Annotated in this window: 23 protein-coding genes and 10 tRNA genes; 11 read left to right on the top strand and 22 right to left on the bottom strand. The window is 53.4% G+C overall.

Annotation, left to right across the window (positions count from 1 at the left end; all coding sequences use genetic code 11):
• From QUD59_RS15990 to QUD59_RS15905, 18 genes are all read right to left on the bottom strand, one after another.
• Entirely contained in the window at positions 1–831 is an 831-nt protein-coding gene (locus QUD59_RS15990; RefSeq protein ID WP_286238182.1) for a DUF2797 domain-containing protein, read from the bottom strand.
• On the bottom strand, positions 831–1,103 hold the full coding sequence (locus tag QUD59_RS15985) for a YeaC family protein (protein ID WP_286238181.1): 273 nt from the start codon (positions 1,101–1,103) through the stop codon (positions 831–833). The genes QUD59_RS15990 and QUD59_RS15985 overlap by 1 nt, the downstream gene beginning before the upstream one ends.
• A 55-nt stretch (positions 1,104–1,158) precedes the next feature.
• The gene (locus QUD59_RS15980; RefSeq protein WP_286238180.1) at positions 1,159–2,037 is read right to left on the bottom strand and encodes an alpha/beta fold hydrolase; all 879 of its coding nucleotides are present in this window, start codon (positions 2,035–2,037) and stop codon (positions 1,159–1,161) included.
• A gap of 2 nt (positions 2,038–2,039) precedes the next feature.
• On the bottom strand, positions 2,040–2,900 hold the full coding sequence (locus QUD59_RS15975) for a rhomboid family intramembrane serine protease (RefSeq protein WP_286238179.1): 861 nt from the start codon (positions 2,898–2,900) through the stop codon (positions 2,040–2,042).
• Positions 2,900–3,886: a metallophosphoesterase gene (locus QUD59_RS15970; RefSeq protein WP_434025560.1), complete on the bottom strand. Its 987-nt coding sequence runs from the start codon at positions 3,884–3,886 to the stop codon at positions 2,900–2,902. The genes QUD59_RS15975 and QUD59_RS15970 overlap by 1 nt, the downstream gene beginning before the upstream one ends.
• The gene (locus tag QUD59_RS15965) at positions 3,882–4,763 is read right to left on the bottom strand and encodes an NAD(+) kinase (protein ID WP_286238176.1); all 882 of its coding nucleotides are present in this window, start codon (positions 4,761–4,763) and stop codon (positions 3,882–3,884) included. Before QUD59_RS15965 ends, QUD59_RS15970 begins: the two co-directional genes overlap by 5 nt.
• 93 nt (positions 4,764–4,856) lie before the next feature.
• Positions 4,857–5,780 carry a 1-aminocyclopropane-1-carboxylate deaminase/D-cysteine desulfhydrase gene (locus tag QUD59_RS15960; RefSeq protein WP_286238175.1) on the bottom strand — a complete coding sequence of 308 codons (924 nt, stop codon included), beginning with the start codon at positions 5,778–5,780 and terminating at the stop codon, positions 4,857–4,859.
• A gap of 177 nt (positions 5,781–5,957) precedes the next feature.
• Positions 5,958–6,875: a GGDEF domain-containing protein gene (locus QUD59_RS15955; protein WP_286238174.1), complete on the bottom strand. Its 918-nt coding sequence runs from the start codon at positions 6,873–6,875 to the stop codon at positions 5,958–5,960.
• Between the two features lie 118 nt (positions 6,876–6,993).
• Positions 6,994–7,069 (bottom strand) — tRNA-Val (locus tag QUD59_RS15950).
• A 63-nt stretch (positions 7,070–7,132) separates the two neighbouring features.
• Positions 7,133–7,209, bottom strand: a tRNA-Asp gene (locus QUD59_RS15945).
• A 113-nt stretch (positions 7,210–7,322) separates the two neighbouring features.
• A tRNA-Val gene (locus QUD59_RS15940) sits at positions 7,323–7,398 on the bottom strand.
• Positions 7,399–7,439: 41 nt separating this feature from the next.
• A tRNA-Asp gene (locus tag QUD59_RS15935) sits at positions 7,440–7,516 on the bottom strand.
• Positions 7,517–7,629: 113 nt separating this feature from the next.
• Positions 7,630–7,705, bottom strand: a tRNA-Val gene (locus tag QUD59_RS15930).
• A 41-nt stretch (positions 7,706–7,746) separates the two neighbouring features.
• A tRNA-Asp gene (locus tag QUD59_RS15925) sits at positions 7,747–7,823 on the bottom strand.
• A gap of 113 nt (positions 7,824–7,936) precedes the next feature.
• Positions 7,937–8,012, bottom strand: a tRNA-Val gene (locus QUD59_RS15920).
• A gap of 41 nt (positions 8,013–8,053) precedes the next feature.
• Positions 8,054–8,130: transfer RNA gene (locus QUD59_RS15915), tRNA-Asp, on the bottom strand.
• 113 nt (positions 8,131–8,243) lie between these two features.
• A tRNA-Val gene (locus tag QUD59_RS15910) sits at positions 8,244–8,319 on the bottom strand.
• A 41-nt stretch (positions 8,320–8,360) separates the two neighbouring features.
• Positions 8,361–8,437 (bottom strand) — tRNA-Asp (locus QUD59_RS15905).
• A 383-nt stretch (positions 8,438–8,820) separates the two neighbouring features.
• On the opposite strand from QUD59_RS15905, the gene syd reads away from it, so the two are divergent.
• Positions 8,821–9,384 (top strand): SecY-interacting protein, encoded by a 564-nt coding sequence (syd, locus tag QUD59_RS15900; RefSeq protein ID WP_286238173.1) that lies wholly within the window; start codon positions 8,821–8,823, stop codon positions 9,382–9,384.
• A gap of 5 nt (positions 9,385–9,389) precedes the next feature.
• Positions 9,390–9,971 carry a YajG family lipoprotein gene (locus QUD59_RS15895; protein WP_286238172.1) on the top strand — a complete coding sequence of 194 codons (582 nt, stop codon included), beginning with the start codon at positions 9,390–9,392 and terminating at the stop codon, positions 9,969–9,971.
• 41 nt (positions 9,972–10,012) lie between these two features.
• On the opposite strand, the gene QUD59_RS15890 is transcribed toward QUD59_RS15895, so the two are convergent.
• Both QUD59_RS15890 and msrB read right to left on the bottom strand, forming a co-directional pair.
• The gene (locus tag QUD59_RS15890) at positions 10,013–10,681 is read right to left on the bottom strand and encodes a DNA-3-methyladenine glycosylase I (protein ID WP_286238171.1); all 669 of its coding nucleotides are present in this window, start codon (positions 10,679–10,681) and stop codon (positions 10,013–10,015) included.
• A 6-nt stretch (positions 10,682–10,687) separates the two neighbouring features.
• The gene (gene msrB / locus QUD59_RS15885; protein WP_286238170.1) at positions 10,688–11,095 is read right to left on the bottom strand and encodes a peptide-methionine (R)-S-oxide reductase MsrB; all 408 of its coding nucleotides are present in this window, start codon (positions 11,093–11,095) and stop codon (positions 10,688–10,690) included.
• Positions 11,096–11,272: 177 nt separating this feature from the next.
• Here msrB and QUD59_RS15880 point away from each other — a divergent pair, with 177 nt between their 5' ends.
• The 3 genes from QUD59_RS15880 to QUD59_RS15870 all read left to right on the top strand — a co-directional run bounded on the left by QUD59_RS15880 (position 11,273) and on the right by QUD59_RS15870 (position 13,961).
• A complete protein-coding gene (locus QUD59_RS15880; RefSeq protein ID WP_286238169.1) occupies positions 11,273–12,487 on the top strand; it encodes a pyridoxal phosphate-dependent aminotransferase in 1,215 nt (404 codons plus the stop codon).
• Positions 12,488–12,603: 116 nt separating this feature from the next.
• Entirely contained in the window at positions 12,604–12,975 is a 372-nt protein-coding gene (locus QUD59_RS15875) for a hypothetical protein (protein ID WP_286238168.1), read from the top strand.
• 158 nt (positions 12,976–13,133) lie between these two features.
• Positions 13,134–13,961, top strand: coding sequence for an HDOD domain-containing protein (locus QUD59_RS15870; RefSeq protein ID WP_286238167.1), 828 nt, complete (start codon positions 13,134–13,136; stop codon positions 13,959–13,961).
• A gap of 28 nt (positions 13,962–13,989) precedes the next feature.
• Here QUD59_RS15870 and QUD59_RS15865 read toward each other — a convergent pair whose 3' ends face one another.
• Both QUD59_RS15865 and QUD59_RS15860 read right to left on the bottom strand, forming a co-directional pair.
• Complete coding sequence (locus QUD59_RS15865; protein ID WP_286238164.1) at positions 13,990–14,478, bottom strand: 3'-5' exonuclease; 489 nt, start codon at positions 14,476–14,478, stop codon at positions 13,990–13,992.
• The gene (locus tag QUD59_RS15860; RefSeq protein WP_286238163.1) at positions 14,479–15,384 is read right to left on the bottom strand and encodes a class I SAM-dependent methyltransferase; all 906 of its coding nucleotides are present in this window, start codon (positions 15,382–15,384) and stop codon (positions 14,479–14,481) included.
• A 289-nt stretch (positions 15,385–15,673) separates the two neighbouring features.
• Between QUD59_RS15860 and htpX the strand changes: the two genes are divergently transcribed.
• From htpX to livG, 6 genes are all read left to right on the top strand, one after another.
• Positions 15,674–16,549 (top strand): protease HtpX, encoded by an 876-nt coding sequence (gene htpX / locus QUD59_RS15855; protein WP_286238162.1) that lies wholly within the window; start codon positions 15,674–15,676, stop codon positions 16,547–16,549.
• A 234-nt stretch (positions 16,550–16,783) separates the two neighbouring features.
• The gene (locus QUD59_RS15850; protein ID WP_286238161.1) at positions 16,784–18,763 is read left to right on the top strand and encodes a methyl-accepting chemotaxis protein; all 1,980 of its coding nucleotides are present in this window, start codon (positions 16,784–16,786) and stop codon (positions 18,761–18,763) included.
• A gap of 318 nt (positions 18,764–19,081) precedes the next feature.
• A complete protein-coding gene (locus QUD59_RS15845) occupies positions 19,082–20,200 on the top strand; it encodes a high-affinity branched-chain amino acid ABC transporter substrate-binding protein (protein WP_286238160.1) in 1,119 nt (372 codons plus the stop codon).
• 115 nt (positions 20,201–20,315) lie between these two features.
• Positions 20,316–21,242 (top strand): high-affinity branched-chain amino acid ABC transporter permease LivH, encoded by a 927-nt coding sequence (livH, locus tag QUD59_RS15840; protein WP_286238159.1) that lies wholly within the window; start codon positions 20,316–20,318, stop codon positions 21,240–21,242.
• Complete coding sequence (locus QUD59_RS15835; protein ID WP_286238158.1) at positions 21,242–22,498, top strand: high-affinity branched-chain amino acid ABC transporter permease LivM; 1,257 nt, start codon at positions 21,242–21,244, stop codon at positions 22,496–22,498. The genes livH and QUD59_RS15835 overlap by 1 nt, the downstream gene beginning before the upstream one ends.
• Entirely contained in the window at positions 22,495–23,262 is a 768-nt protein-coding gene (gene livG / locus QUD59_RS15830) for a high-affinity branched-chain amino acid ABC transporter ATP-binding protein LivG (RefSeq protein WP_286238157.1), read from the top strand. The genes QUD59_RS15835 and livG overlap by 4 nt, the downstream gene beginning before the upstream one ends.
• Position 23,263 lies beyond the last annotated feature (1 nt).

Raw genomic sequence — 23,263 nt, 5'->3', positions numbered from 1 at the left:
TCAGGCAGATAACGCTACCTGATAAGCGGTAAATTTACGCATGTTGATCACGCCACTGTCGAGAATCAGGTACTGACCTTTGATACCCTGCAAAACCCCACTCACCTGTGGCGTTTTATCAAAGTTTAAAGAGCCGACTTTCTGCGGATAGTTCAAAACCGGGTAATTAATTTCGACCTGTTCCGCATCAAAGATTCGCTGGATCGCTTCCAGACCGTACTCCTGCTCCAGCGCCATCAACCCGGTATTGCACTGGGCAAACAACTGGTCGCGAATTTCCGCCAGATTGAGATCGTCGACCTCATTCTTCAACATTTTGCGCCAGTTGGTTTTGTCTGCCACGTGCTCACCCAGCAGACGCTCTACCTTGCCGGACTGCAGACGGGTCGACACTTTGAGAATCGGCAAAGCCTGAACCGCCCCCTGATCCATCCACCGGGTCGGAATCTGCGTGCCACGGGTAATGCCGACTTTTACGCCGGAAGAGTTAGCCAGATAAACGTAGTGGTCCTGAAAACAGAACTGCTCGCCCCAGGTCGCATCCCGGCAACTGCCTTCGTGGAAATGACACAGTTCGGGCTTAACAATGCACTGATCGCACTGGGGTAGTTTTTTAAAGCAGGGGTAACAATAACCCTGATTGAAGCTTTTATTGGTTTTGCGCCCACAGTGGGTGCAGTTGATTGCCCCCAGGTATTCCAGACTGATCGGCTGCCCCAGCAGCTCATTCATCGAAACTTCCTGTTCACCCAGTGGCAGGTAGTAACGAACACCCTCTGCAGACAGTTCAGTGCGCATTTTATGCAACGCGCCACAACCTAACTGCTGCATCAGTTTTTATCGTCAGTCAGAATACGGATGGTATCGGCTGCCAACGGGTCTTTACCGTGCTGGCTTCCATCCTGTTTGGTGCGGTCGATAAACCCGACACGTTCTTCGGCCGGTTTATGTTCGAGGTCATAGGCGATCACTGCACGCATGCAGATATCACGCTGTTCGGGGGTAAGGCGGCGACCGTCAGGCCATTTGCCCAGTTCTACTGCACGTTTCAGGGACTGGTGCATATCCGGCGTCATCGCCTGGATCAGTTCTTCGTATGTCATCTGCGCTTCCTAACCAGAGGGTTGGCTTAAGCTCCAACCCGGAATAGCAGAGAGTTTACCACAACCGGTTTTTATTCCGCATGAACTGTAGTACCTGATCCTGAATCTGACGGCGGTTTTGCGCATTGGGTATATGCAGATCATCGATGGCGATCTGCTGCTCCAGATCAGGCAGGGCCTGTTGCGCTTTTCGCTGTAATTTTTCCGGATCAAAATACAGATCATCGAGGGCATAGATCAGTTGTACCGGAGCCTTGAAACGAGACAGATGCTCGATGGCAAAAGGCCCCGGCGGAATCAGAGTCATCGGCATGCCTGCCTGAAAGACAGCAAAGTAATACGCCTCGAGCTCCGGCCAGTTATCCCCCATCAGTGGTTTCATCAACTGATCGAAATGGAGTTGATCAGTGTGCAGTTTGAAACTCAGCAACGGTAGCACCAGTCGCTTCATCGGCCGCAACAGTGGCCGGAAAAACCCGGCAGGTACGACCAGCGATGCAGCACTGATACGCTCAGGTTGCTGTGCAGCCAGATCCAGCAGAACCGCAGAACCAAAAGAGAGCCCCACCATCGGGCAGCGCGGAATATCCAGCGCACTAAGTAGCTGATCGAGCCAGAGACCATAGCCCGGTGTGTTAGGGAGCGGGGCCACGCCGGGCGTTCTCCCGGCCTGACCGGGTATATCCGCACAGATCACCCGATAATGCTGTGTCAACGGCCAGAACAACTCAAGAGTAAACGGCGCAGGGGTATGCAGGCCATGAACAGCAAACAGCGGCGGCGCATCCTCAGGCCCTGCCTCAAGCACCCACACCGGCCCCATACTGGTCTGCAGGTATCGACCATCCACCCGGGCACCTTCAAAGCCTTGCAGCCTTTGCCACTGAGCCTGATAACGCTGCTTGAGCTCGGCACTGAGCCAGTCAATCTCCATCGTCAGTCACGCCTTTTCAGAACCATTCTGGCCACGGGCACAAAAACGACCCCGGCAATCAACCCAACCAGATGGGCCGTGTTAGCAATCTCACCAAAGCCGAGTGCGGTCAGCACCCCGGTGTAGCCAAGCGCCAGCCAGAACAGCATCAATCCCATCAGCGCCGGCGGCAGACCGATCTGCCTCTCCCGGTTAAACTTATCCCAGCACCAGGCATAGCCCAGCAGGGCAAACACGATACCGGACAATCCACCAAACCGTGGCCCGCTGACCCAGTATTGCGCAAGATTAGAACTCAAGCCGGAAAACAGCGCCAGCAGAATCAGCAGACCGCGCCCCTGCTCAATCTCTATCCGGCAACCTACAACCCAGACCCAGAGCACATTGAATAACAGGTGTGGCATACTGAAATGCAGGAACACCGGGGTGACCAGGCGCCACCATTGCATCGATTCAAGCGTTGCCCCAAGACCGGAACTGTAAATATTGCCGTTGCGCAGGATCAGATCCGACAGGGTCAGATGACGCAACAGATTCAGGTTCTCACCAAAGCCGATCAGGAGCGAGAGCATAATCGCCGTCGCAATCAGCACCACACTGAACCAGGCCCGGCGAGCCATCTCAAGAAACCCCGGCCGGGCACTGACGGGGCGGTTCACGACCAGCTCTATCCGACTCAGGTCAGCGCCATTGCGCCAGTGCTCATACAGCAGAATCAACTGCTCTGCGTCTACGCTGCGGGCAACCCACAGCTCCTGTGTCGTTTCCAGCTCAACCACCCGATGCGGCACCTCATAGCGCCACAGCAGACGGGTGAACTCCGTCAGGTCTTCATCCAGTGGCACAGTGAGCAGCTTAATCATCAGAGAGCCAACTCGTCCGCAATCTCCTTGCGGACATCAACCCAGACAAACTTATCCGGCTGGATCGTGGTTTCATCATCAAGCCGGTAAGCCACCAACTTGCCATATTTAACCGCACTGTAGTCTAAGCATGCGATATTTGAGGTAATCGGGGCAGGCTCCCCTTCGCGCCAGTAGTGCCCGATAAACAGCATTTTCTGCTCCGGCCCGTAATAGAGCAGATCATTATAGTCCTGCTCTGTGAGCTGCATCAGCGCAATATGCTCCGGCAGCGGATCGGGCTGGAATACCACATCACCATAGAGCTCCGGCTCCTCTGCCCAGAATTTTGTCCGGAAGAAACGCCGCTCAAAGCCATCTTTACTCACCATCACTTCGCCTTCCGGCAGGCGCAGATGAGTACCGCGCAACAGCCGGTCCATCAACGCCCACTCGAAGGTACCGCGCTGTGAAGAGCGATGCAGAAAACGATCATCGATCACATGATTGGGGTATTCCGCCTCAAACCGATCGATCAGACGCTGATGCCAGCAGGCATGCACCACCCGGAAATGCTCAAATTCGAGGTAGACCGGCATCTCCCGGATCCACTGCATAAACTTTGCCTGCTCCTGCGGATAGTTCGCCAGTTGCTCCAGCGTCTCAGCAAGAATACGGTGATGACGGGGGTTATGTTCACGCAGAAAGCTCAGCCCACTGCCCTCACGGCCGCGGGTACAGTAACTGAGGAAGTTGAATTCATGGTTACCCATGACGATCTGGGCTGCGCCACTGGCAACCATATCATAAACCAGATGGAGGGCTTCACGGATCCGCGGGCCGCGGTCGACTATATCCCCGAGAAAGATCACCTGCCGCTGAGGGTGCTGGTAAACGCCATTTTTCTTGCTGTAGCCGAGCTTTTCCAGCAACAGCTCCAGACTCAGGCAGCAGCCGTGAACATCACCAATCAGATCATATCCCTGGTATCTACGCGTCACCTTAATCTCCGAGCTTGGTACCCCAGCCAAGTTTTTCACGGCAGGTGGTATAAAAATCGTAGTTAAGTGGATGCAGCAGCTTCAGCTTATGCGGCTTTTTATGCACCGTTATCGTATCACCCGGTGCACAGGCAATATCGGTCTGACCGTCACAGGAAACCGTCGGATAAGCGCTGTTATTCGGACTGATCACCAGTTTCAGCTCACTGTTTCCGTTTACCACAATAGGCCTGCTGGACAGGGTGTGAGGGAACATCGGCACCAGCACCAGCGCATCCAGTTTCGGATGCATAATCGGCCCGCCACCGGAAAGCGAGTACGCGGTAGAGCCGGTTGGGGTCGAAACAATCAGACCGTCAGATTTCTGGGTGTAAACAAACTGCCCTTCGATATACAGCTCGAACTCAATCATTCGCGCGGCTTTACCCGGATGAAGCACACAATCATTCAACGCGGTGGATTCTGCAATCGGTACACCGTCACGCTTAACAATCACATCCAGCAGAAAGCGGCTGTCGACGGTATATTTTCCTTCCAGCACCTCAGTGACCTTCTCTTCGATCTCGTTCGGTGAGATATCGGTCAGGAAACCCAGGTTACCCCGGTTCACACCGAGTACCGGAACATGATACTGCGCCAGAGAGCGGGCGGCGCCCAACAGACTGCCATCGCCGCCAACGACGATGACCAGATCACAGATCTCCCCCATCATTTTCTGGGTACTGGTCTGCTGACCATGGCCGGGCATCACTTCAGCAATACGCTCATCCAGAATCGTATTCAGCCCCCGGTCGTTAAGAAAACGAATAAGGTGCTTCAGAGTATCAATAACTGATTTACTGCCCAGGCGGCCAATCAGGCCAATATTACGAAAGTAATCCATTTTTTCTCCGGATTAACACTGTCTGTGATTGAGTCCATCTAACTGATTTTTTACAGTCATTTCAATAAGTAATTGTATGCAAAGAGAAGCGACTCAAGTATGAGGAAGCGTTCTGCGCCCCTGCAGACCACCCGTGTGCACCGCCAGAATCCGGCTGCCCCGGGGATACACCCCCTGACCAATCAACTGAAACAGACGCATCAGCATCTTCCCGGTATACACCTGATCAAGTGGCACGGCACACAACCGCTCTGTCTCCCGGATAAACTGCAGCAGCTCTGCCGAAGTCCGGGCGTAGCCACCACCATGCCCCTCAAGATCCAGCCGCCAGTTACCTGCAGGCTGCGGAGTAACCTGAGCCATCAGGTCAGCAATATCCTGGCGTAAGAAACCGGCATTTTTCAGTACAGGGATACCCAGCACCTCAACTTGCGGACAGCTCAACGCCACCCCTGCCAGTGTGCCGCCCGTCCCGCAGGCCAGTACAATCTGATCGGGCCGGACACTGTCCAGCAGATCAGGCGTAACTATCTCCATCGCCCCCTTTACGGCCAGCGCATTGCTCCCGCCCTCAGGCACTATGCAGGCATCGGGAAATCGCTCAGCGAGCTCCTCAATATAAGCCCGGTCATGTCGCCGACGATATTCATCCCGACTGACAAAATGAAGCTGCATCCCCCACTGCGCAGCATCCCGCAGCGTAGGATTAGCGGCATAAGCCGGCTCCCCCCGGATCATGCCGATGGTTTCTAACCCCATCGCCCTGCCGGCATCTGCCAGCGCATGAATATGGTTAGAGTACGCCCCGCCAAAACTGAGCACACGCCTGAAACCCTGCTCACAGGCCCACTCAAGGTTATATTTAAGCTTGTACCACTTGTTACCACTGACCACTGCATCCGTCTGATCCAGACGCAACAGTGCCACCGATACGCCGGCTTGCAACAAAACAGGATGCTGCAGGTGCTGCAAAGGCACGCGGGGGCAGGCGTCGAACAGAGAAGGTGAGGCAGTCATAAAACAGTCATCATTTTGTCATCGGGCGCACACCAAACAGCTCTATGCTACCGCCGCACCTGAATAATTAAGGAATGAAGAATGGAAGATTATAACGAAGAACTACTCTGCCTGAACCGTGACGAGTATGAGGATGAAGATTATCCCGATGATGCGGAAGAGCTCTGACTAACGCTTTCAGTCCGAGCGCAACTTACTGCCCAGATGCTGCTTAATCAGCACAGTGCTGTTACCGCCTGAGTTTTTCGACTCGTACATCGCCAGATCAGCGCGCTGAACAATCTGATCGGGATTCTCGGTACCATTACTCTCTGTAACACCCAGACTGATCGAGACACTGACCACAGCACCGTCCGCATTGTCAGCCGCATAGGGGCAACGCTGATTAAACTTATGCCGTATCCGTTCTGCCGTTTTCGCCGCTGAACTGATACCGGTTTCAGGCAACAGAATCATAAATTCATCACCACCGTAACGCACCGGCACATCACAGCTACGCAGCGTTTCCGAAAGAATATCACCGATGATTTTCAAAACCCGGTCACCCTCGAGGTGGCCGTACAGGTCATTGACCTTCTTAAAGTGATCCAGGTCGAAACAGATCAGACTCAGCGGGTGCCGGTAACGCTTAGCCCGCTCCAGCTCACCACCCATCACCTGATAGAAATAGCGCTGATTAAAAAGACCGGTCAACTCGTCGGTAACAGAAAGGCGGTGCAGTTGCTGCTCCAGCTTTTTCCGCTCGGTCAGATCATGAAAGAAGCCAATGCTACTTCCCTCGTCCGGGTCAACAATGGCTGCCGACAAACGAATCGGTACTTCCTGCCCGTCTTTACGAACCAGATTGGTTCCATAGCCTTCGAGACTGCCGGGCGCACCCTGCTGGTCCGAGTGAATCATTCGCTTGATCGCTCTGGCCTCTTCAAGGCTGGGATAGATCTCCGCAATACTTTTGAGGCCAATCACCTCCGCTGCCGCATAACCGAGCAATCTTTCTGCCGCCGCATTGAACAGACGCACGACTCCCTTCCCATCGACGCCGATCACCGGGTCAGGACAGAGCGATACCAGAACTGTTTCATCGACACTATTCACGAAAGAATCCTATTAGGGTTACGCAAAACAACATGTATTGATGCAAGCAGAAGCCTTCACCCTTTCAGGTAGCCAGTCAAATATCAGATAACTTAAATTGAGGAGAGATGATATGAAGTGGTGGGCGTGGAGAGGCTCGAACTCCCGACATTCGCCTTGTAAGGGCGACGCTCTCCCAACTGAGCTACACGCCCACTTCAGAAGTGCCAATTCTAGAACCTTTCCGGCAAATTTGAAAGGCATCCCTTAAGGGAAAGTGGCGGAACGGACGGGACTCGAACCCGCGACCCCCTGCGTGACAGGCAGGTATTCTAACCAACTGAACTACCGCTCCACATGTATACGGGACTCTAACCCGCGACCATCTTCTCCTGAGAGGTGACAGTCAGGCAGCCAACTCATTAACTACCCTTTCCATTCGTAACCGCGACCGGGGCTGCACTTGAGTGGTGGGCGTGGAGAGGCTCGAACTCCCGACATTCGCCTTGTAAGGGCGACGCTCTCCCAACTGAGCTACACGCCCAATCAAGTGGCTTATCTCACTATCTCAGCACGTTAAGATAGTGGCGGAACGGACGGGACTCGAACCCGCGACCCCCTGCGTGACAGGCAGGTATTCTAACCAACTGAACTACCGCTCCACATATATACGGGACTCTAACCCGCGACCATCCTCTCCTGAGAGGTGACAGTCAGGCAGCCAACTCATTAACTACCCTTTCCATTCGTAACCGCGACCGGGGCTGCACTTGAGTGGTGGGCGTGGAGAGGCTCGAACTCCCGACATTCGCCTTGTAAGGGCGACGCTCTCCCAACTGAGCTACACGCCCAATCAAGTGGCTTATCTCACTATCTCAGCACGTTAAGATAGTGGCGGAACGGACGGGACTCGAACCCGCGACCCCCTGCGTGACAGGCAGGTATTCTAACCAACTGAACTACCGCTCCACATATATACGGGACTCTAACCCGCGACCATCCTCTCCTGAGAGGTGACAGTCAGGCAGCCAACTCATTAACTACCCTTTCCATTCGTAACCGCGACCGGGGCTGCACTTGAGTGGTGGGCGTGGAGAGGCTCGAACTCCCGACATTCGCCTTGTAAGGGCGACGCTCTCCCAACTGAGCTACACGCCCAATCAAGTGGCTTATCTCACTATCTCAGCACGTTAAGATAGTGGCGGAACGGACGGGACTCGAACCCGCGACCCCCTGCGTGACAGGCAGGTATTCTAACCAACTGAACTACCGCTCCACATATATACGGGACTCTAACCCGCGACCATCCTCTCCTGAGAGGTGACAGTCAGGCAGCCAACTCATTAACTACCCTTTCCATTCGTAACCGCGACCGGGGCTGCACTTGAGTGGTGGGCGTGGAGAGGCTCGAACTCCCGACATTCGCCTTGTAAGGGCGACGCTCTCCCAACTGAGCTACACGCCCAATCAAGTGGCTTATCTCACTATCTCAGCACGTTAAGATAGTGGCGGAACGGACGGGACTCGAACCCGCGACCCCCTGCGTGACAGGCAGGTATTCTAACCAACTGAACTACCGCTCCACATATATACGGGACTCTAACCCGCAACTACCTTCTACTGAGAGAAGACAGCCAGGCAATCATCAAATTGACTACCCTTTCCATTCGTCTGCTGCGATTTGCTTACCGCCCCAAACGGAGTGCGAATTTTACGGGTTTTAATGGGCATGTCAAACGTTTAAATAAAAAAAGTTAAATTATTTTCACTGGCCATTCTTTGTACAAAATCAGTAGGTTATGTTTCATACAGCCCTTTATTCAAGACCCGCTTAACCCCTTGTCGAACCGGCTCTTTTTTCTCCCGAATACAAGCCGATAACAATTACTCCGGGCACAATACAGCCCAGGCACAGATCAGGTAGAATCCTTAACTGTATTTGATATTGAAATAAGAGAGCCATTACATGTCCGCAGAAAGTGTTCATCAGGCACTGGAACAGTTTGTCAGCCGCCTAAAGCAGCTACAGCCCGAAGCTCCGCTGATCCCCTATAACAGCGACTGGCCTTCTGACTGCTATCTGCATACTGTGTCAGCAGGCACGCCCGTCGGCTGGCGCCCCGCATTGCAGACGCAGCCACAGGATATGTTTCAGCGCCTGAGCGAAGCACTCGAAGAAGATGTCCACCCGGACCTCGTCGCTTTTTATACCCATTTCTGGTCAGACCCGCTGCCAGCACATTGTAGTGACGGTGACCTGAGCCTTCTACAGGTATGGAACCCGGAAGATATGGAACGCCTTCGCAGCAACCTGATCGGCCACGCCCTTTCAAAGCGTCAGCAGAAACGCCCCCTGACCTTTTTCTTTGCCTGCCCGGAGCCTGACGAAAACTTTTTTATCAGCCTCGATAACTTCAGCGGCGAAGTCTGGCTGGAAGCCCCCGGCAAACCACCGTTACGTAAACTGGCCGACAACCTGAGCGACTTTCTGAATACATTACAGCCCCGCCCCATAATGGATATGGAGTAAATTAGATGCCTTTGCGACCCATTAGCTTTAAAACCACCTGCCTGACACTGCTGCTTGCTGCCGTTGCCGGCTGCGCCCCACTCAATACTCAGGTGCTTGATCTGCATCCTGAAATTTCAGTCAGCCGCCAACTGAAGCCCACCACCAGGGTTGATGTCCAGGCAAAAGACCTGAGAACTTCAGAGGTGATCGGCCTGCGCCTGACCAATCAGCTCCCCTATCCCGAAATCCGTCTCAAGGACAGCCTGCAGCTACTGAAGCACAGTACTGAGCATGCACTTCAGGATATGGGCATCAGCCGCCTGTATGCCGGAGAATTCAAAATGACGGTCAGCCTTATCGACCTGACTTATCAGGTACAGAAATCAGCTCTGAAGCAAGAGGTGAAGGTCAACATGAAATTACGCGTGGAGCTGGAGAAAGAAAATGACAGCTATCGCGGCGACTACGCAGCCGAACAGAGCCAGATATTCCTTGGCACACCGTCCGAGGCAGAAAATGAAAAACTGATTGCGGAGCTGGCAGGCCAGACACTCACACTGGCAATGAACGACCAGCAGCTTCTGGATTTTCTCCAGTTTAAGTAAACCGTTGCCGGGAGTGGCTGAATCACTCCCGGCAGCAACAGCTACCAGCCTACGGTATATGACAACAGCCGGCTGATCTGACAGAGCGGCCTGCCAGACTCCTCCTGCCACTGATTAAAGCTATCCTGCACCCGCTGCAGATCACGTTTAGCCGTTGGCTTTTTCTCAACAATTCCCTGTGCCTTCAAAGCCGCAACGACATCATCGGTCAGAATAAACGTATCCTTGCCAATCATACGCAGAAAATACGCACCGGAGTTCCCACCCAACTGGTTACCCTGCTTTTTCAGCAGCGCCCAGAGACCAATAATATCGCTCTGTGGCCAGTCCGCCAGAAAGCGGGCAAAACTGCCATGCTGCCCTGCCAGTTCATGCACCATCATGGCATTGATCCTTACGGACTTGATCTTTCCCCAGTGACGGATCAGCTTGTCATTCTGCATCAGGTTTTCCAGCCGTTCATCACTCATCAGGCTGATCTTTTCCGGGTCAAAACCAAAAAACGCTTCTTCAAAGGCCGGCCACTTTGCATCCACAAGGGAGTGCTTGAGTCCGGCTCTGAATACCCGTCGTGCCATATCACTTAACAACCGGTCATCCGCCTGCTCTGCCAGCACCTCCGGCACTAAGGGCTGCGGCAACAATAACTCGATATCCTCACCGGACCGGTGTGCCTGAACATGTTCATACAGCCACTTAAAGCTTTTCATAAAGGGTCATTCACTCTCTTCAAAATTCAGTGAGGCGGAGTTAACACAGTAGCGCAGCCCCGTAGGCTGCGGGCCGTCAGGAAATACATGCCCGAGATGGGCATCACAACGGGCACAGGTAATTTCTGTGCGGATCATACCGTGGGTACTGTCACGATGTTCGTCAATGATATCCCCTTCTGCCGGCTGCCAGAAACTTGGCCAGCCGCTACCGGAATCATATTTATGCTCAGACTGAAACAACGGCTCGCCACAACAACGGCAACGATACAATCCCGTTTTGTGATTCTCATAGTACTCTCCGCTAAAGGCCCTTTCGGTGCCTTTTTCACGGCAGATCCGGTACTCTTCCGCGGTCAACTGATCACGCCACTCCTGTTCGGAGCGAACAAACTTCTGGTTGTTTCCACTCATAATTCCTCCAAAACAAGAAAAAAGCCTGCAGAACGCTATTTCTCTAGGTTTCATATAATAATCGGCGTATGATTGTGTCCTTTTTTTCAAGGCGAAACATCATAAACCAAGGGTTTCATTGCAATAGGACAAGGCCACTTCGGGTTAATTCCCCGCGGCCACCAGCAGGACATAAAAATGCCAGTTATCCGTAAATCAAACAAGCTGATCAATGTATGTTATGACATTCGTGGTCCCGTGCTTCAGGAAGCCAAACGGCTCGAAGAGGAAGGCCAGCGAATTCTGAAACTGAACATTGGTAACCCGGCCCCCTGGGGCTTCGAGGCACCCGAGGAGATCGTTCAGGATGTTATCCTGAACCTGCCTGCCTCGCAGGGTTACTGCGACTCGAAAGGCTTGTTTTCCGCCCGTAAGGCGGTGATGCAGGAGTGCCAGAAAAAAGGCATTCGCAATGTCGGCATCGAGGATATCTACATCGGCAACGGCGTGTCTGAGCTGATCGTTATGGCAATGCAGGGCCTGCTCAATGATACCGATGAGATGCTCATCCCGGCGCCTGATTACCCGCTATGGACAGCCGCTGTCAGCCTCAGTGGCGGCAACCCGATCCATTACCGCTGCGACGAAGAACAGGACTGGGCCCCCGATATCGAAGATATGCGCAGCAAGATCACTGAACGCACCAAGGGCATTGTCGTCATCAACCCGAACAACCCAACCGGAGCAGTCTACCCGGATGCGGTGCTAAAGCAGATCATCGAACTGGCGCGGGAACACAACCTGATCATCTTCGCAGATGAGATCTACGACAAGATCCTCTACGATGAAGCCCGGCATACCGCGCTGGCCTCACTGGCTGACGATGTACTCTGCATCTCCTTCAACGGACTTTCTAAAAGCTACCGTGCTGCGGGCTTCCGCTCCGGCTGGATGATTGTCAGCGGCCCGAAACATAATGCCCGCGATTACATCGAAGGGCTGGAGATGCTTTCCAGCATGCGTCTCTGCTCCAATGTACCCACCCAGCACGCGATTCAGACGGCGCTTGGCGGTTATCAGAGTATCAATGAACTGATTGTGCCAGGCGGACGCCTTTATGAGCAGCGCAATCTGGCCTGGGAGATGCTCAACGAAATCCCCGGCGTGAGTTGCACCAAACCCGAGGGAGCCCTCTACCTGTTCCCGAAACTGGACCCGGAAGTCTACCCGATCAAAAACGACGAGAAGATGGCTCTGGACCTGCTGCTGCAGCAGAAAGTGCTTATCGTTCAGGGCAGCGGCTTCAACATGCCGGATACCCAGCACTTCCGTCTGGTATTCCTGCCACGGGAAGATGAACTGCGCGATGCCATTGAACGGATCCGCATCTTCCTCAAAACATACGAGCAGTAACCCTCCCCCCAAAAAGGCCACTGATTTCAGTGGCCTTTTTGTCAAGACAACGTCATCAAACCGTCTTATACTCAAAAGCAGAATCATTTCGCCCTATGCAACAACGGAACTCATAAATGTTTATCAAGGTAAGAAAAAACTGCGGCATCTACATGGAACATAACGGCCTGGAACAGGGCCATCTGGTTCCCGTCACGTCCAACTTCCTGATCAACCTGAATCAGGTGGCAGAGGTCTCCTTCTACACAATCAAGGAGAGCAAAACCCGCTATGATCTTGAGCATCACGCCGTTACGGTTCCGCCTCATACTCGCGTGATCCACCTGCAGATGAGCTACCTGTTCGGCTCCTACAAAGAAACCGTAGGCGACAAGAAAGGCCGCCTGGTAGACCGCTGCTACTATAAGCTCTACTTCATGCCTGAAGAGATGGGCCAGTACGAAGCGATTCGCAGCCATATTGAAGGCTTGGTAATTAACCAGGACTAGCATTCTGAAGCGGCCACACTGGCCGCTTTTTTTTGCCCGCGAATCAAAAAGTGCTTGAAAAACAGTCGCACAGAATCTAGTTATCCTATACAGGCATTGTCAGTGCCGGTACGGCGCAGCAGGCCTGACCCTCGGAATCTGATCTCTAAGGAGTAGATATGGAGATTCAAGCGTTATTAGAACAAACTGACCGCTTACCGAATGTTCCTGAAGTCGTCCGCCAGCTTATACAGCAGCTCAACAATCCAGCCGCTGATTACGGTGAAATTGCCGAAAAAGTTGGCAAAGACCAAACCCTCTCTCTGAAAATTTTACGTCTTGTTAATTCCGCACATTTTGGCCTCAGTAACAAAGTCTCATCGATCGATCAGGCTGTTGTGCTGCTCGGCATGTCACGTCTGAAAACGCTGGTAATCGCCTCAGGGCTTTCCGGTTCTGTGAAAGAGGTTGAAGGACTGGACCTGAAAAAATTCTGGAGCGAATCCTTTCGCGTTGCCGCACTGGCCAAATGGTTTGCAGAACGCAGCACTCAGGTGGAGCCGGATATGGCGTTTACCGCAGGGCTGATCCATAACATCGGTCGATTACTGCTGCATCTGGCGCAGCCGATGCGGGCGCAGGCAATTCAGACCCTGATCGAAGAAAAAGGCTGCAGCCGCAGCGACGCCGAGACAGAGCGCCTCGGCTTTACCACACCGGAAGCAGGACAGGCACTGCTCGATATGTGGAAATTCCCGTCCGAGCTGGGTCTTGCTGTACGCCAGCACAAACAACCCGCCAGCTTCGAAGACCCATCCGCCCTTGCTGCCGTGGTTAATCTGGCCTGTGTAGTCAACGCCTCCATCCGCCGCGGCGATGATCTGGCGACCCTGCAGAGTAAATTCCCGGCCGATATAGCAGAGCTGGCCGGAACCTCGCCGGATACGATTGGCAATCTGGACGAAGCATTAAATATGGAATCAGGCCTCGACGGACTGAATGATTAATGTGACTGACAGGGGCTGACCTCGGCCCCTAACACCCACCCGGCTCGGTCTGAACCGCTTTAATACACTGAATAATATCCTCGACATCCTGCAACGCCCGGTGACGCCGGAACTGCGCCCGGGCCAGAAAGCCAAACTGAATCCGCTGCTCTTTATTCAGAATTCTGTCGAGACCGGCCACCCGGAAACTGGGCTGAATCCCCGTCGCCTCAAACAACCGGGTGATCCAGAACAGATCAAACTCAAACGCATCACTGATCAGAGTTTTACCTTTAAGCTTCTGATTCAGACGCAGGCAGGCTTTACCAATATCCAGCCCTTTCTGCAGCAGAGTCGAACGCTCAATGCCATGAATCTCCTCAGCATGATCATCCCAATGATGCCAGTCATCCGCTGATTCGGGATTAATCAGAAAGCTGTCACGCTCCCCGGTCTGATCATTCACCCAGGCCACCTCAATAGGGTAAGACTCAGCACCCAGACCGCTCGCTTCCAGATCGATACAGATAAGCTCCACTCAGTTCTCCCTGACGTAACGCAATACTTTTAACCCTTTTTCCGCCTCAGCCTCGGGAAAATCATCCGGGTTAGACAGTCGCTCGATAAAGCGAAAATCCGGACACTCCTCCTGCATCAGCTGGCGTAAAAACCCGGTACTGTTTTTCGGATCGTTATGGCAGGCCAGCACCTCACTACCCGTCCGGGTCAGCTCATTCAGACGCCGGATCACCTTGCGGTAGTCTTTTTCTGCAACAAAACTGCCCGGCTGAAAACTTGGCGGATCAATCACAATCAGATCATAGGGGCCATACTGGCGTACCCGCTTCCAGGAACGGAACAGATCATAGGCGAGAAACTTAGCCCGCTCATCTGCCAGCCCATTCAGCCGATGGTTTTCACGACCCACGTTAATCGCGCCACGCGACATATCGACATTGACCACCTGTTCAGCGCCACCGGCCAGGGCAGCCACTGAAAACGCACAGGTATAGGAAAACAGATTAAGCACCCGCTTGCCGCCGGCGTTGTGCATCACCCAGCGCCGCCCTTCACGCATATCCAGAAACAGACCACTGTTCTGATTCCGCTGAGGTTTGACCTGATAGAACAACCCCAGTTCCATCGTATTCATCTGTTCAGGCACCTCGCCCCAGGCAAGACTCTGCTGAGCTTCCTGCCCCCGTGAACGGCGCTGAACCACTAACCCCTGAATAGCATTCAGGGTCTTCAGTGAATCACTCAGCTCAGTAACCCAGCTCTCCTCAACCTCTTTATACAGACGCACCACCGCAACCGGTGGAAACCAATCGATTACCAGATGTTCAAAACCGGGAAAACAGTGCCCACGACCATGAAAAATCCTTCGCGACTCGCCATGGGACAGCGCCAGCTGCCTGTTCACTTCTGCAATAACCTGCTGCATTCAGATACCTGTACTAAAGGTGTAAATCGGGGGTCAGATTATAGAGAGGGGCTCTTAAGGAAACCAGTCAACATGCGACGCCCCTTGAAACTTTTTGCGTCCACCCTCATCTAATTCCTGAGCCAGCCTGCCGGGCAATGAATACTCATTTCAGAACCGGGGCAAAATGGCTGCCAACAGGCCTTTATTTTTATTGAGCGCCGGCGCAAATAACGGCACACTGCGTCAGTTGAGCAGCACAACAGGCTCCAGTTTTTTTATAGGTATCATTTACAGGAAAACGACACTTATGATGCGTATCGGTTTACTTCTGGCGACAAACTTTGCGGTATTGCTTGTCGCAGGTATCTCTCTCAACTTTTTGTTTGGGAGCTACATCACCAGTGCAGGCCTCAACCTGCCGGTTCTTCTGATCTACTGTGCGGTATTTGGTTTCAGCGGCTCGCTGATCTCACTGTTCCTGTCTAAAAAGATGGCTAAGATGTCGACCGGCACCGAGATCATCACCCGGGCACGCAATGCAGATGAGCAGTGGCTGCTGGATACCGTGGCCGAACTGGCACAAGCCGCCGGAATCAAAATGCCTGAGGTGGGTATCTTCCCGGCTCAGCAGGCAAACGCGTTTGCCACCGGCTGGAATAAAAACGATGCTCTGGTTGCCGTCAGCCTTGGTCTGCTGCAGCGCTTCAAGAAAGAAGAGATCAAAGCAGTAATGGCGCATGAGATAGGTCATGTTGCCAACGGCGATATGGTCACCATGACCCTGATTCAGGGGGTGATGAACACCTTCGTTCTGTTCCTGACCCGCATCGTGGTTTACGCCATCGATCAGTTCACCCGTAACGAAGAAGGCGAAGGCGGTCTTGGCTTTATCGCTCAGATGGCCCTGACTTTCGTTCTGGATATGGTGTTCGGCATTATCGCCCACGCGATTGTTGCCTGGTTCTCCCGCTACCGCGAATACCGCGCAGACCACGCCGGCGCCAGCCTGGCATCCAGCCATGCCATGATCGGCGCCCTGCAGCGCCTGAAGGCAGAGTCAGAGATGCCGAACCAGATGCCAAGCACCCTGACCGCCTTTGGCATCTCCGGTGGCCGGGTCAGCGAACTGTTCGCCACGCACCCGCCGCTGGATCAGCGCATCGAAGCGCTACGAAACCAGTAAACTCCAGAGTTTTGTTTGAATCCCCGGCAATAGCCGGGGATTTTTTTTGCCCTTTCCCCTTACCTTACCGTCCCACCAGCTCTAGTTCTAAGGTCGTAGAAAAACCCAACTTTTTGTTGAAATTCAGTGTGTAATGCCGTTACAGTTAAAGTAAGTACATTCCCCTATCTGCATCTGTATAAAGAGAAGGGAGCAGAATAAAAACAACAAGTCGTACTGCACTGGAGTAGTCAGATGAGTTTAAATCTCACCCACAAAATCATGTTGGGTTTCGCCGCACTGGTCCTCTCGATCCTGATCGTCGGCGGTGGCGGATTGCTGGGTAACAGCAATATTTATGATCGCCTCAATCAAATCACCAGCGACACCCTGCCCATTCTGAAGGACAGTTTTAACCAGATGATTGCGCTGCAACAGGCCAATCAGCAGCTTTACATCACACTGGCCGAAAGTGACAGCGAACTGGTGGAACAGAGCAGCCAGACGTTTCTCAGCAGTCTGGACCTGTTTGAAAGCAAACTGCAGGAGCTCGCCCCCCGGCTGGAAAGCAATCCGCAGTTGAGCGAGCAGCTCAATCAGATCAACAGCCTGAGCCAGGGCTATCGTAATCTCGCAGGCGAGGTTTTATTGCTGCACAGCCAGCGTCTCGAACTCAACCAGCGGGTCACCGAGCAGGAACTCGACTTGCAGGGAAAAGGAGACTCAGTATCCGCCTGGACCCAACGCTATATCAGCAACAGTGACAACAGCGATGGGGTCATTGCAGCGCGTAACCTGATCCGCAGTGTGAACAAGCTGCGCATTCAGGTAAGCAATTTTAAACGTAATGGCGATCTCGATAGCCTGAATAAACGGATCACCGGTTTCAAAGGGGATCTGACCGATAAATATGCCGCCTTTGAGCAGGCTGACCTGAAAGCCAATCAGATCACCAGCCTGATTCCCGCGCTGAATAACCATTTTTATAAAGAAGACGGCCTGCTCGATCTCTACAACCGCCAGCAGCAGACACTGAGCCAGTTGCAACAGCAACTGCAACAGACCCATGAGACCCTGAAAGCTGTCAGCGCAGCAGCCAATCAATTTATCGAGTATGCCCAGTCAGAGGCTGCCGCTGCCGAAAGTAAAGCACAGAACACCCATAGCCTGAGCCGGAGCCTGATCATATTGCTGGTTGCCGGCGCGACACTGTTTGCCCTGCTGATCGCCTACGTCACCGTGCGCAGTATCCGCAAGCCACTGGCCCAGTTCACTGCGGAGCTGAACAAGCTGCGCAACGGTGATCTGACCGTAAGCTTTGATGAAAGCCGCAAAGATGAGTTCGGCACCCTCGCTGCTTCACTCAATACCGTGGTCTCCAGCCAGCGGGATATTCTGCAGGAAGTAGCTAACGGATCAGAAAACCTCTCCGATGTAGCACAACAGAACTCTGCAATCAGTCATCAGACCACCCGCGCTATGCGCAACCAGAGTGAGCAACTTGAGCTGGCCTCATCCGCTGCCGTTGAGATGGAAAGCAGCGTCACAGAAGTGGCCGGCCACAGTGCCACCACACTGGATGCCGTGCATCAGTGCGAAGACTTAAGCCAGACCGTGAACCTGAATGTGAACCGCACCCTGAGCAGCATTCAGGCTCAGGCTGAAGCGATCAACAATGCAGTTGATGTCAGCAATGGCCTGGCCAACTACAGCACTGAGATCGATGCCATTCTGGAAACGATTCATGCCATTGCTGAACAAACCAATCTGCTGGCGCTGAATGCCGCCATCGAGGCTGCACGCGCCGGCGATCATGGTCGCGGCTTTGCCGTGGTTGCCGATGAGGTACGTGGCCTGGCCAGCCGTACACGTAACTCCACCGATGAAATCCAGGAGATGGTCGAGAATATGAAGACCAGCATTCAGGAAGTCGTTGCCGTGATGCAGAGCAGCTACGATCAGGCTCAGGCCTGTGTCGGCCATGCCAACGATTCTCAGCAGTCGCTGGCGAGCATGAACCAGTCCATTGCGAACATCCGCTCGCTGAATATACAGATCGAAGACGCAGCCCAGCAACAACGGCTCGCGGTTGAGGAGGTCAGTACCCAACTGAACAGCATCAACTGTTCGGCCAGCGAGACAGCCGAAGGTGCTGAGCAGGCTTCACGCAGTAGCGAACAATTGCTCAACATTTCGCAGCAACAACAAGACCTGCTACAACGCTTCACGCTCTGATTTCACGGGACATACAGCGGTCGGGGAGGTCACAGCCTCCCCGACATGAAATACTGTCACACTGGCTCAAAAAATGTGTTTTCACTGGCTAAAATCGCTTGATGACTGATTTTTTAACTATTCCACGAAATAACGAAGGTTAAAATTGCTAATTGAGGTCACATCGCCTAGCTTTCATCTGGGATTAACCTCAAGTTCCTGTATCAGATCATTGTGTCATTTTGATGCAGAGGGTATCTTTGAGCCCGATTTAGAAATAACCCCAAATATTTCCTATCCCCACAAGGGATTTCAAATAATAAAAATTCGAGGCATATAATGAATAAATTCGCCAAGAAGCTGATGACAATCGGCACTGTAGCTGCACTGGCTGGTGCCGTTTCCATTGCGAATGCGGAAACTCTGAAAATTGGTCTGGCCGGACCTGCAACCGGCCCTGTTGCCCAGTATGGTGACATGCAGAAAATTGGTGTTATGGCCGCTATTGAAGACATCAACAAAGCGGGCGGCATCAACGGCATGCAGCTTGAAGGCGTAATCTATGACGATGCCTGCGACCCGAAACAGGCAGTAGCCGTAGCCAACAAAATCGTTAATGACGGCGTACAGCATGTTGTAGGTCACCTCTGCTCCTCCTCTACTGAGCCTGCTGCAGATATCTACGAAGAGGAAGGTGTTCTGATGATCACCGCAGCCTCAACCTCTCCGACCATCACTGAAAAAGGTTTCAAACTGGTATTCCGTACCATCGGTCTGGACAGCCTGCAGGGCAGTCTGGCAGCGGATCACATTCTGGGTAGCGTTAAGCCTCAGCGCGTTGCCGTGATCCACGATAAACAGCAGTACGGTGAAGGTCTGGCAACTGCGGTTAAGGGCAAACTGGAAGAGAACAAGCTGACTCCGGTTATGTTCGAAGGTGTAACACCGGGCGACAAAGACTTCTCTGCCCTGATTGCCAAACTGAAGAAAAACAACATCGACTTCGTTTACTACGGCGGTTACCACCCGGAACTGGGTCTGATCCTGCGTCAGTCTAAAGAGAAAGGCTTCGATGCACAGTTCATGGGCCCTGAAGGTATCGTCAACTCCGACCTGGCCAAAATTGCCGGTGAAGCAGTTGAAGGCGTACTGGCAACAGCACCGAAAAGCTTTGACCAGAATGCAGTTAACCAGGCCCGTGTAGAAGCGATCAAAGCCAAAGGCGAAGATCCGACTGGCCCATTTGTATTCACCGCGTATGCTGCGGTTGAGGTAATGACCAATGCGATTAAGGAAACCGGTAAAACCGATCCTTTCGAACTGGCTGACCACATCCGCGCTACTGAGCTGGATACTGCCATCGGTAAAGTGAAGTATGACGAGAAAGGTGACCTGACTGAGTCTACCTTCCTGGTTTACCAGCTGCACAAAGATGGTTCTAAAACCCCTGCGCAGTAATTTTTAATCACATTGCGGATTACTCTGCGGCTATCTACCAGAACGCCGCGGAGAGATCCTTACCCCCCTACCCTGTGATCCGGGGTCGGGGGGTCATGCTATCTGGTCCCTGTAAATGTCAGAATTTTCTCTTTATCTGCTACAACAGCTAATCAACGGACTGACCATCGGATCTACCTATGCTCTGATCGCCATCGGTTACACCATGGTGTACGGCATTATCGGTATGATCAACTTTGCCCACGGCGAGATCTATATGATCGGCTCCTATGTCGCCTTTATCGTAATTGCCGGCCTGCTCGGCATGGGCCTTGTCAGTCTTCCCATTATCCTTATCGTCGCGCTGATCGTTGCCGTCGTCATCTCCAGTACCTACGGCTGGACGGTGGAACGGGTGGCCTACCGGCCTCTGCGTGGCTCTAACCGCCTGATCCCGCTGATCTCTGCGATTGGCATGTCGATCTTCCTGCAGAACTTTGTCGGTATCTCTCAGGGTTACCGTGACGTTGCTCTGCCACCACAGGTCGTTGGCGGCTGGACCTTCGGTGATCCCTCTGTATTTGAAGTCACCGTCTCTTACATGCAGCTTATGATCTGGATCGCGACACTGGCCACCATGACCGCGCTAACCCTGTTCATCTCCCGTTCCCGGATGGGTCGTGCCTGCCGTGCCTGTTCTGAAGATCTGGGCATGACCAATCTGCTCGGTATCGATACCAACCGGATCATCGCCCTGACCTTCGTGGTCGGCGCTGCGCTGGCGGCTATTGCCGGTCTCCTTCTGGGTCTTTACTACGGCGTAGTTAACCCGTTTGTGGGCTTTATTGCCGGCCTGAAAGCCTTCACTGCAGCCGTACTCGGCGGTATCGGTTCGATTCCCGGTGCGATGCTTGGCGGTCTGGTACTGGGTGTGACTGAAGCGATGACTGCCGCGTTCTTCCCGTCTGAATATAAAGATGTGGTGGCCTTCGGTCTGCTGGTACTGATTCTCCTGTTCCGCCCAAGCGGCCTGCTGGGTAAACCTGAAGTGGAGAAAGTGTAATGACTGGCAAGTTTTACAACGCTATCTTCGCTGCCGGTATCGCACTGATTCTCAGCTGCATGATGATCGGTATCAAACTGGATACCGAAGGCACGCAGCTTGCGATTAAAGGCGCAACTCAGGAGCAGTGGCTCTGGATCGGTCTGGGTATCGGTCTGGTATTTCTCTCCCAGCTTTTCGCTGACAAGATCGATGCACTTTTCAGTAAAGTGCCTAAGCCGGATCTGGCTACACTGCTGCCACAAGAGCAGAAAATGGCCACGCTTAAACCATGGATGATGGCTCTGGTCATTGTCGCCATGCTGGTCTGGCCGTTTATGGTCTCCCGTGGCTCAGTGGATCTGGCCACTCTGGCGCTGATCTACATCATGCTGGGTCTGGGCCTGAATATTGTGGTGGGTCTGGCGGGTCTGCTCGATCTGGGTTTCGTTGCATTCTATGCGGTCGGCGCCTACACCTACGCCCTGCTCTCTCAGTACTTTGGCATGTCTTTCTGGGCTTGCCTGCCGATCTCAGCAGGTCTCGCTGCACTGTTTGGCTTCATCCTCGGCTTCCCGGTACTGCGGCTGCGCGGCGACTATCTGGCGATTGTGACGCTGGGCTTCGGCGAGATCATTCGTATCCTGCTGAACAACTGGACCAGCGTTACCGGTGGCCCTAACGGCATCTCCGGTATCGATAAGCCAACCCTGTTTGGCCTGGAATTCAGCCGTCGTGCTAAAGAGGAAGGGACCGTACCTTTCCATGAGTTTTTCGGTATCGACTACTCCAGCTCCTACAAGGTGATCTTCCTGTATCTGATCGCGGTAATCCTGACGCTGTTCGTTATCTACGTCATCAACCGTCTGATCCGGATGCCGGTAGGTCGCGCCTGGGAAGCACTGCGCGAAGATGAAATCGCCTGTCGCTCACTGGGCCTGAACCGCACAGTGATCAAGCTGTCAGCCTTTACGCTGGGTGCATCTACCGCAGGGTTTGCCGGCGCTTTCTTCGCTGCACGTCAGGGCTTTATCAGCCCGGAATCCTTTATCTTCATCGAGTCTGCCATCATCCTCGCCATCGTGGTTCTGGGCGGCATGGGCTCACAGGTCGGGGTCATCCTTGCCGCTATTATTATGACCATCCTGCCGGAACTGGCGCGCGAATTCTCTGAATACCGCATGCTGCTGTTCGGACTGCTGATGGTGATCATGATGCGCTGGCGCCCACAGGGTCTGGTACCAATGAAACGCCCACACCTGGAGTTGAATCGATGAGTCAGTTACTACTTGATGTGAACGCACTGACCATGCGTTTTGGTGGGCTGGTTGCGGTCAACGGCGTAGACCTGAAGGTTAAAAACCGCCAGATCGTTTCGATTATCGGCCCCAACGGTGCAGGCAAGACCACAGTGTTTAACTGCCTGTCCGGTTTCTATATCCCTTCCGGCGGCAGTGTTATGTTTGGCAATCAGCAGATCGCCGGCCTGAAGGATTACCAGATATCCCGCAAGGGCCTGGTACGTACTTTCCAGCACGTGCGCCTGTTCTCCAACATGACCGTGGTGGAAAATATGCTGGTTGCCCAGCACCGTCACCTGAACACCAACCTGTTCTCCGGCTTGTTCAAAACCCCCTCCTACCGTCGTAAGGAGCGTGAGGCGATGGATCAGGCCGCACACTGGCTGGAAGAAGTAGGCTTGCTCGATGTAGCGAACCGTCAGGCGGGTAACCTTTCCTATGGCCAGCAACGCCGCCTGGAGATCGCCCGCTGTATGGTGACCCAGCCGGAACTGCTGATGCTGGATGAACCGGCAGCCGGTCTGAACCCGAATGAAACCAAAGAGCTCGACGAGCTGATCATCAAACTGCGGGATGAGCATGAGATCTCCGTACTGCTGATCGAGCACGACATGGGTCTGGTAATGGGAATCTCTGATCATATCTACGTTATCGCCCAGGGCACCCCTCTGGCCAACGGCACCCCGGATGAGATCAAGAACAACCCGGACGTGATCAAAGCTTACCTGGGAGAAGACTGAT

The organism is Neptuniibacter halophilus, from assembly GCF_030295765.1.
Taxonomy (GTDB): Bacteria; Pseudomonadota; Gammaproteobacteria; order Pseudomonadales; family Balneatricaceae; genus Neptuniibacter; species Neptuniibacter halophilus.
This window is presented reverse-complemented; position numbering and strand designations above follow the sequence as displayed.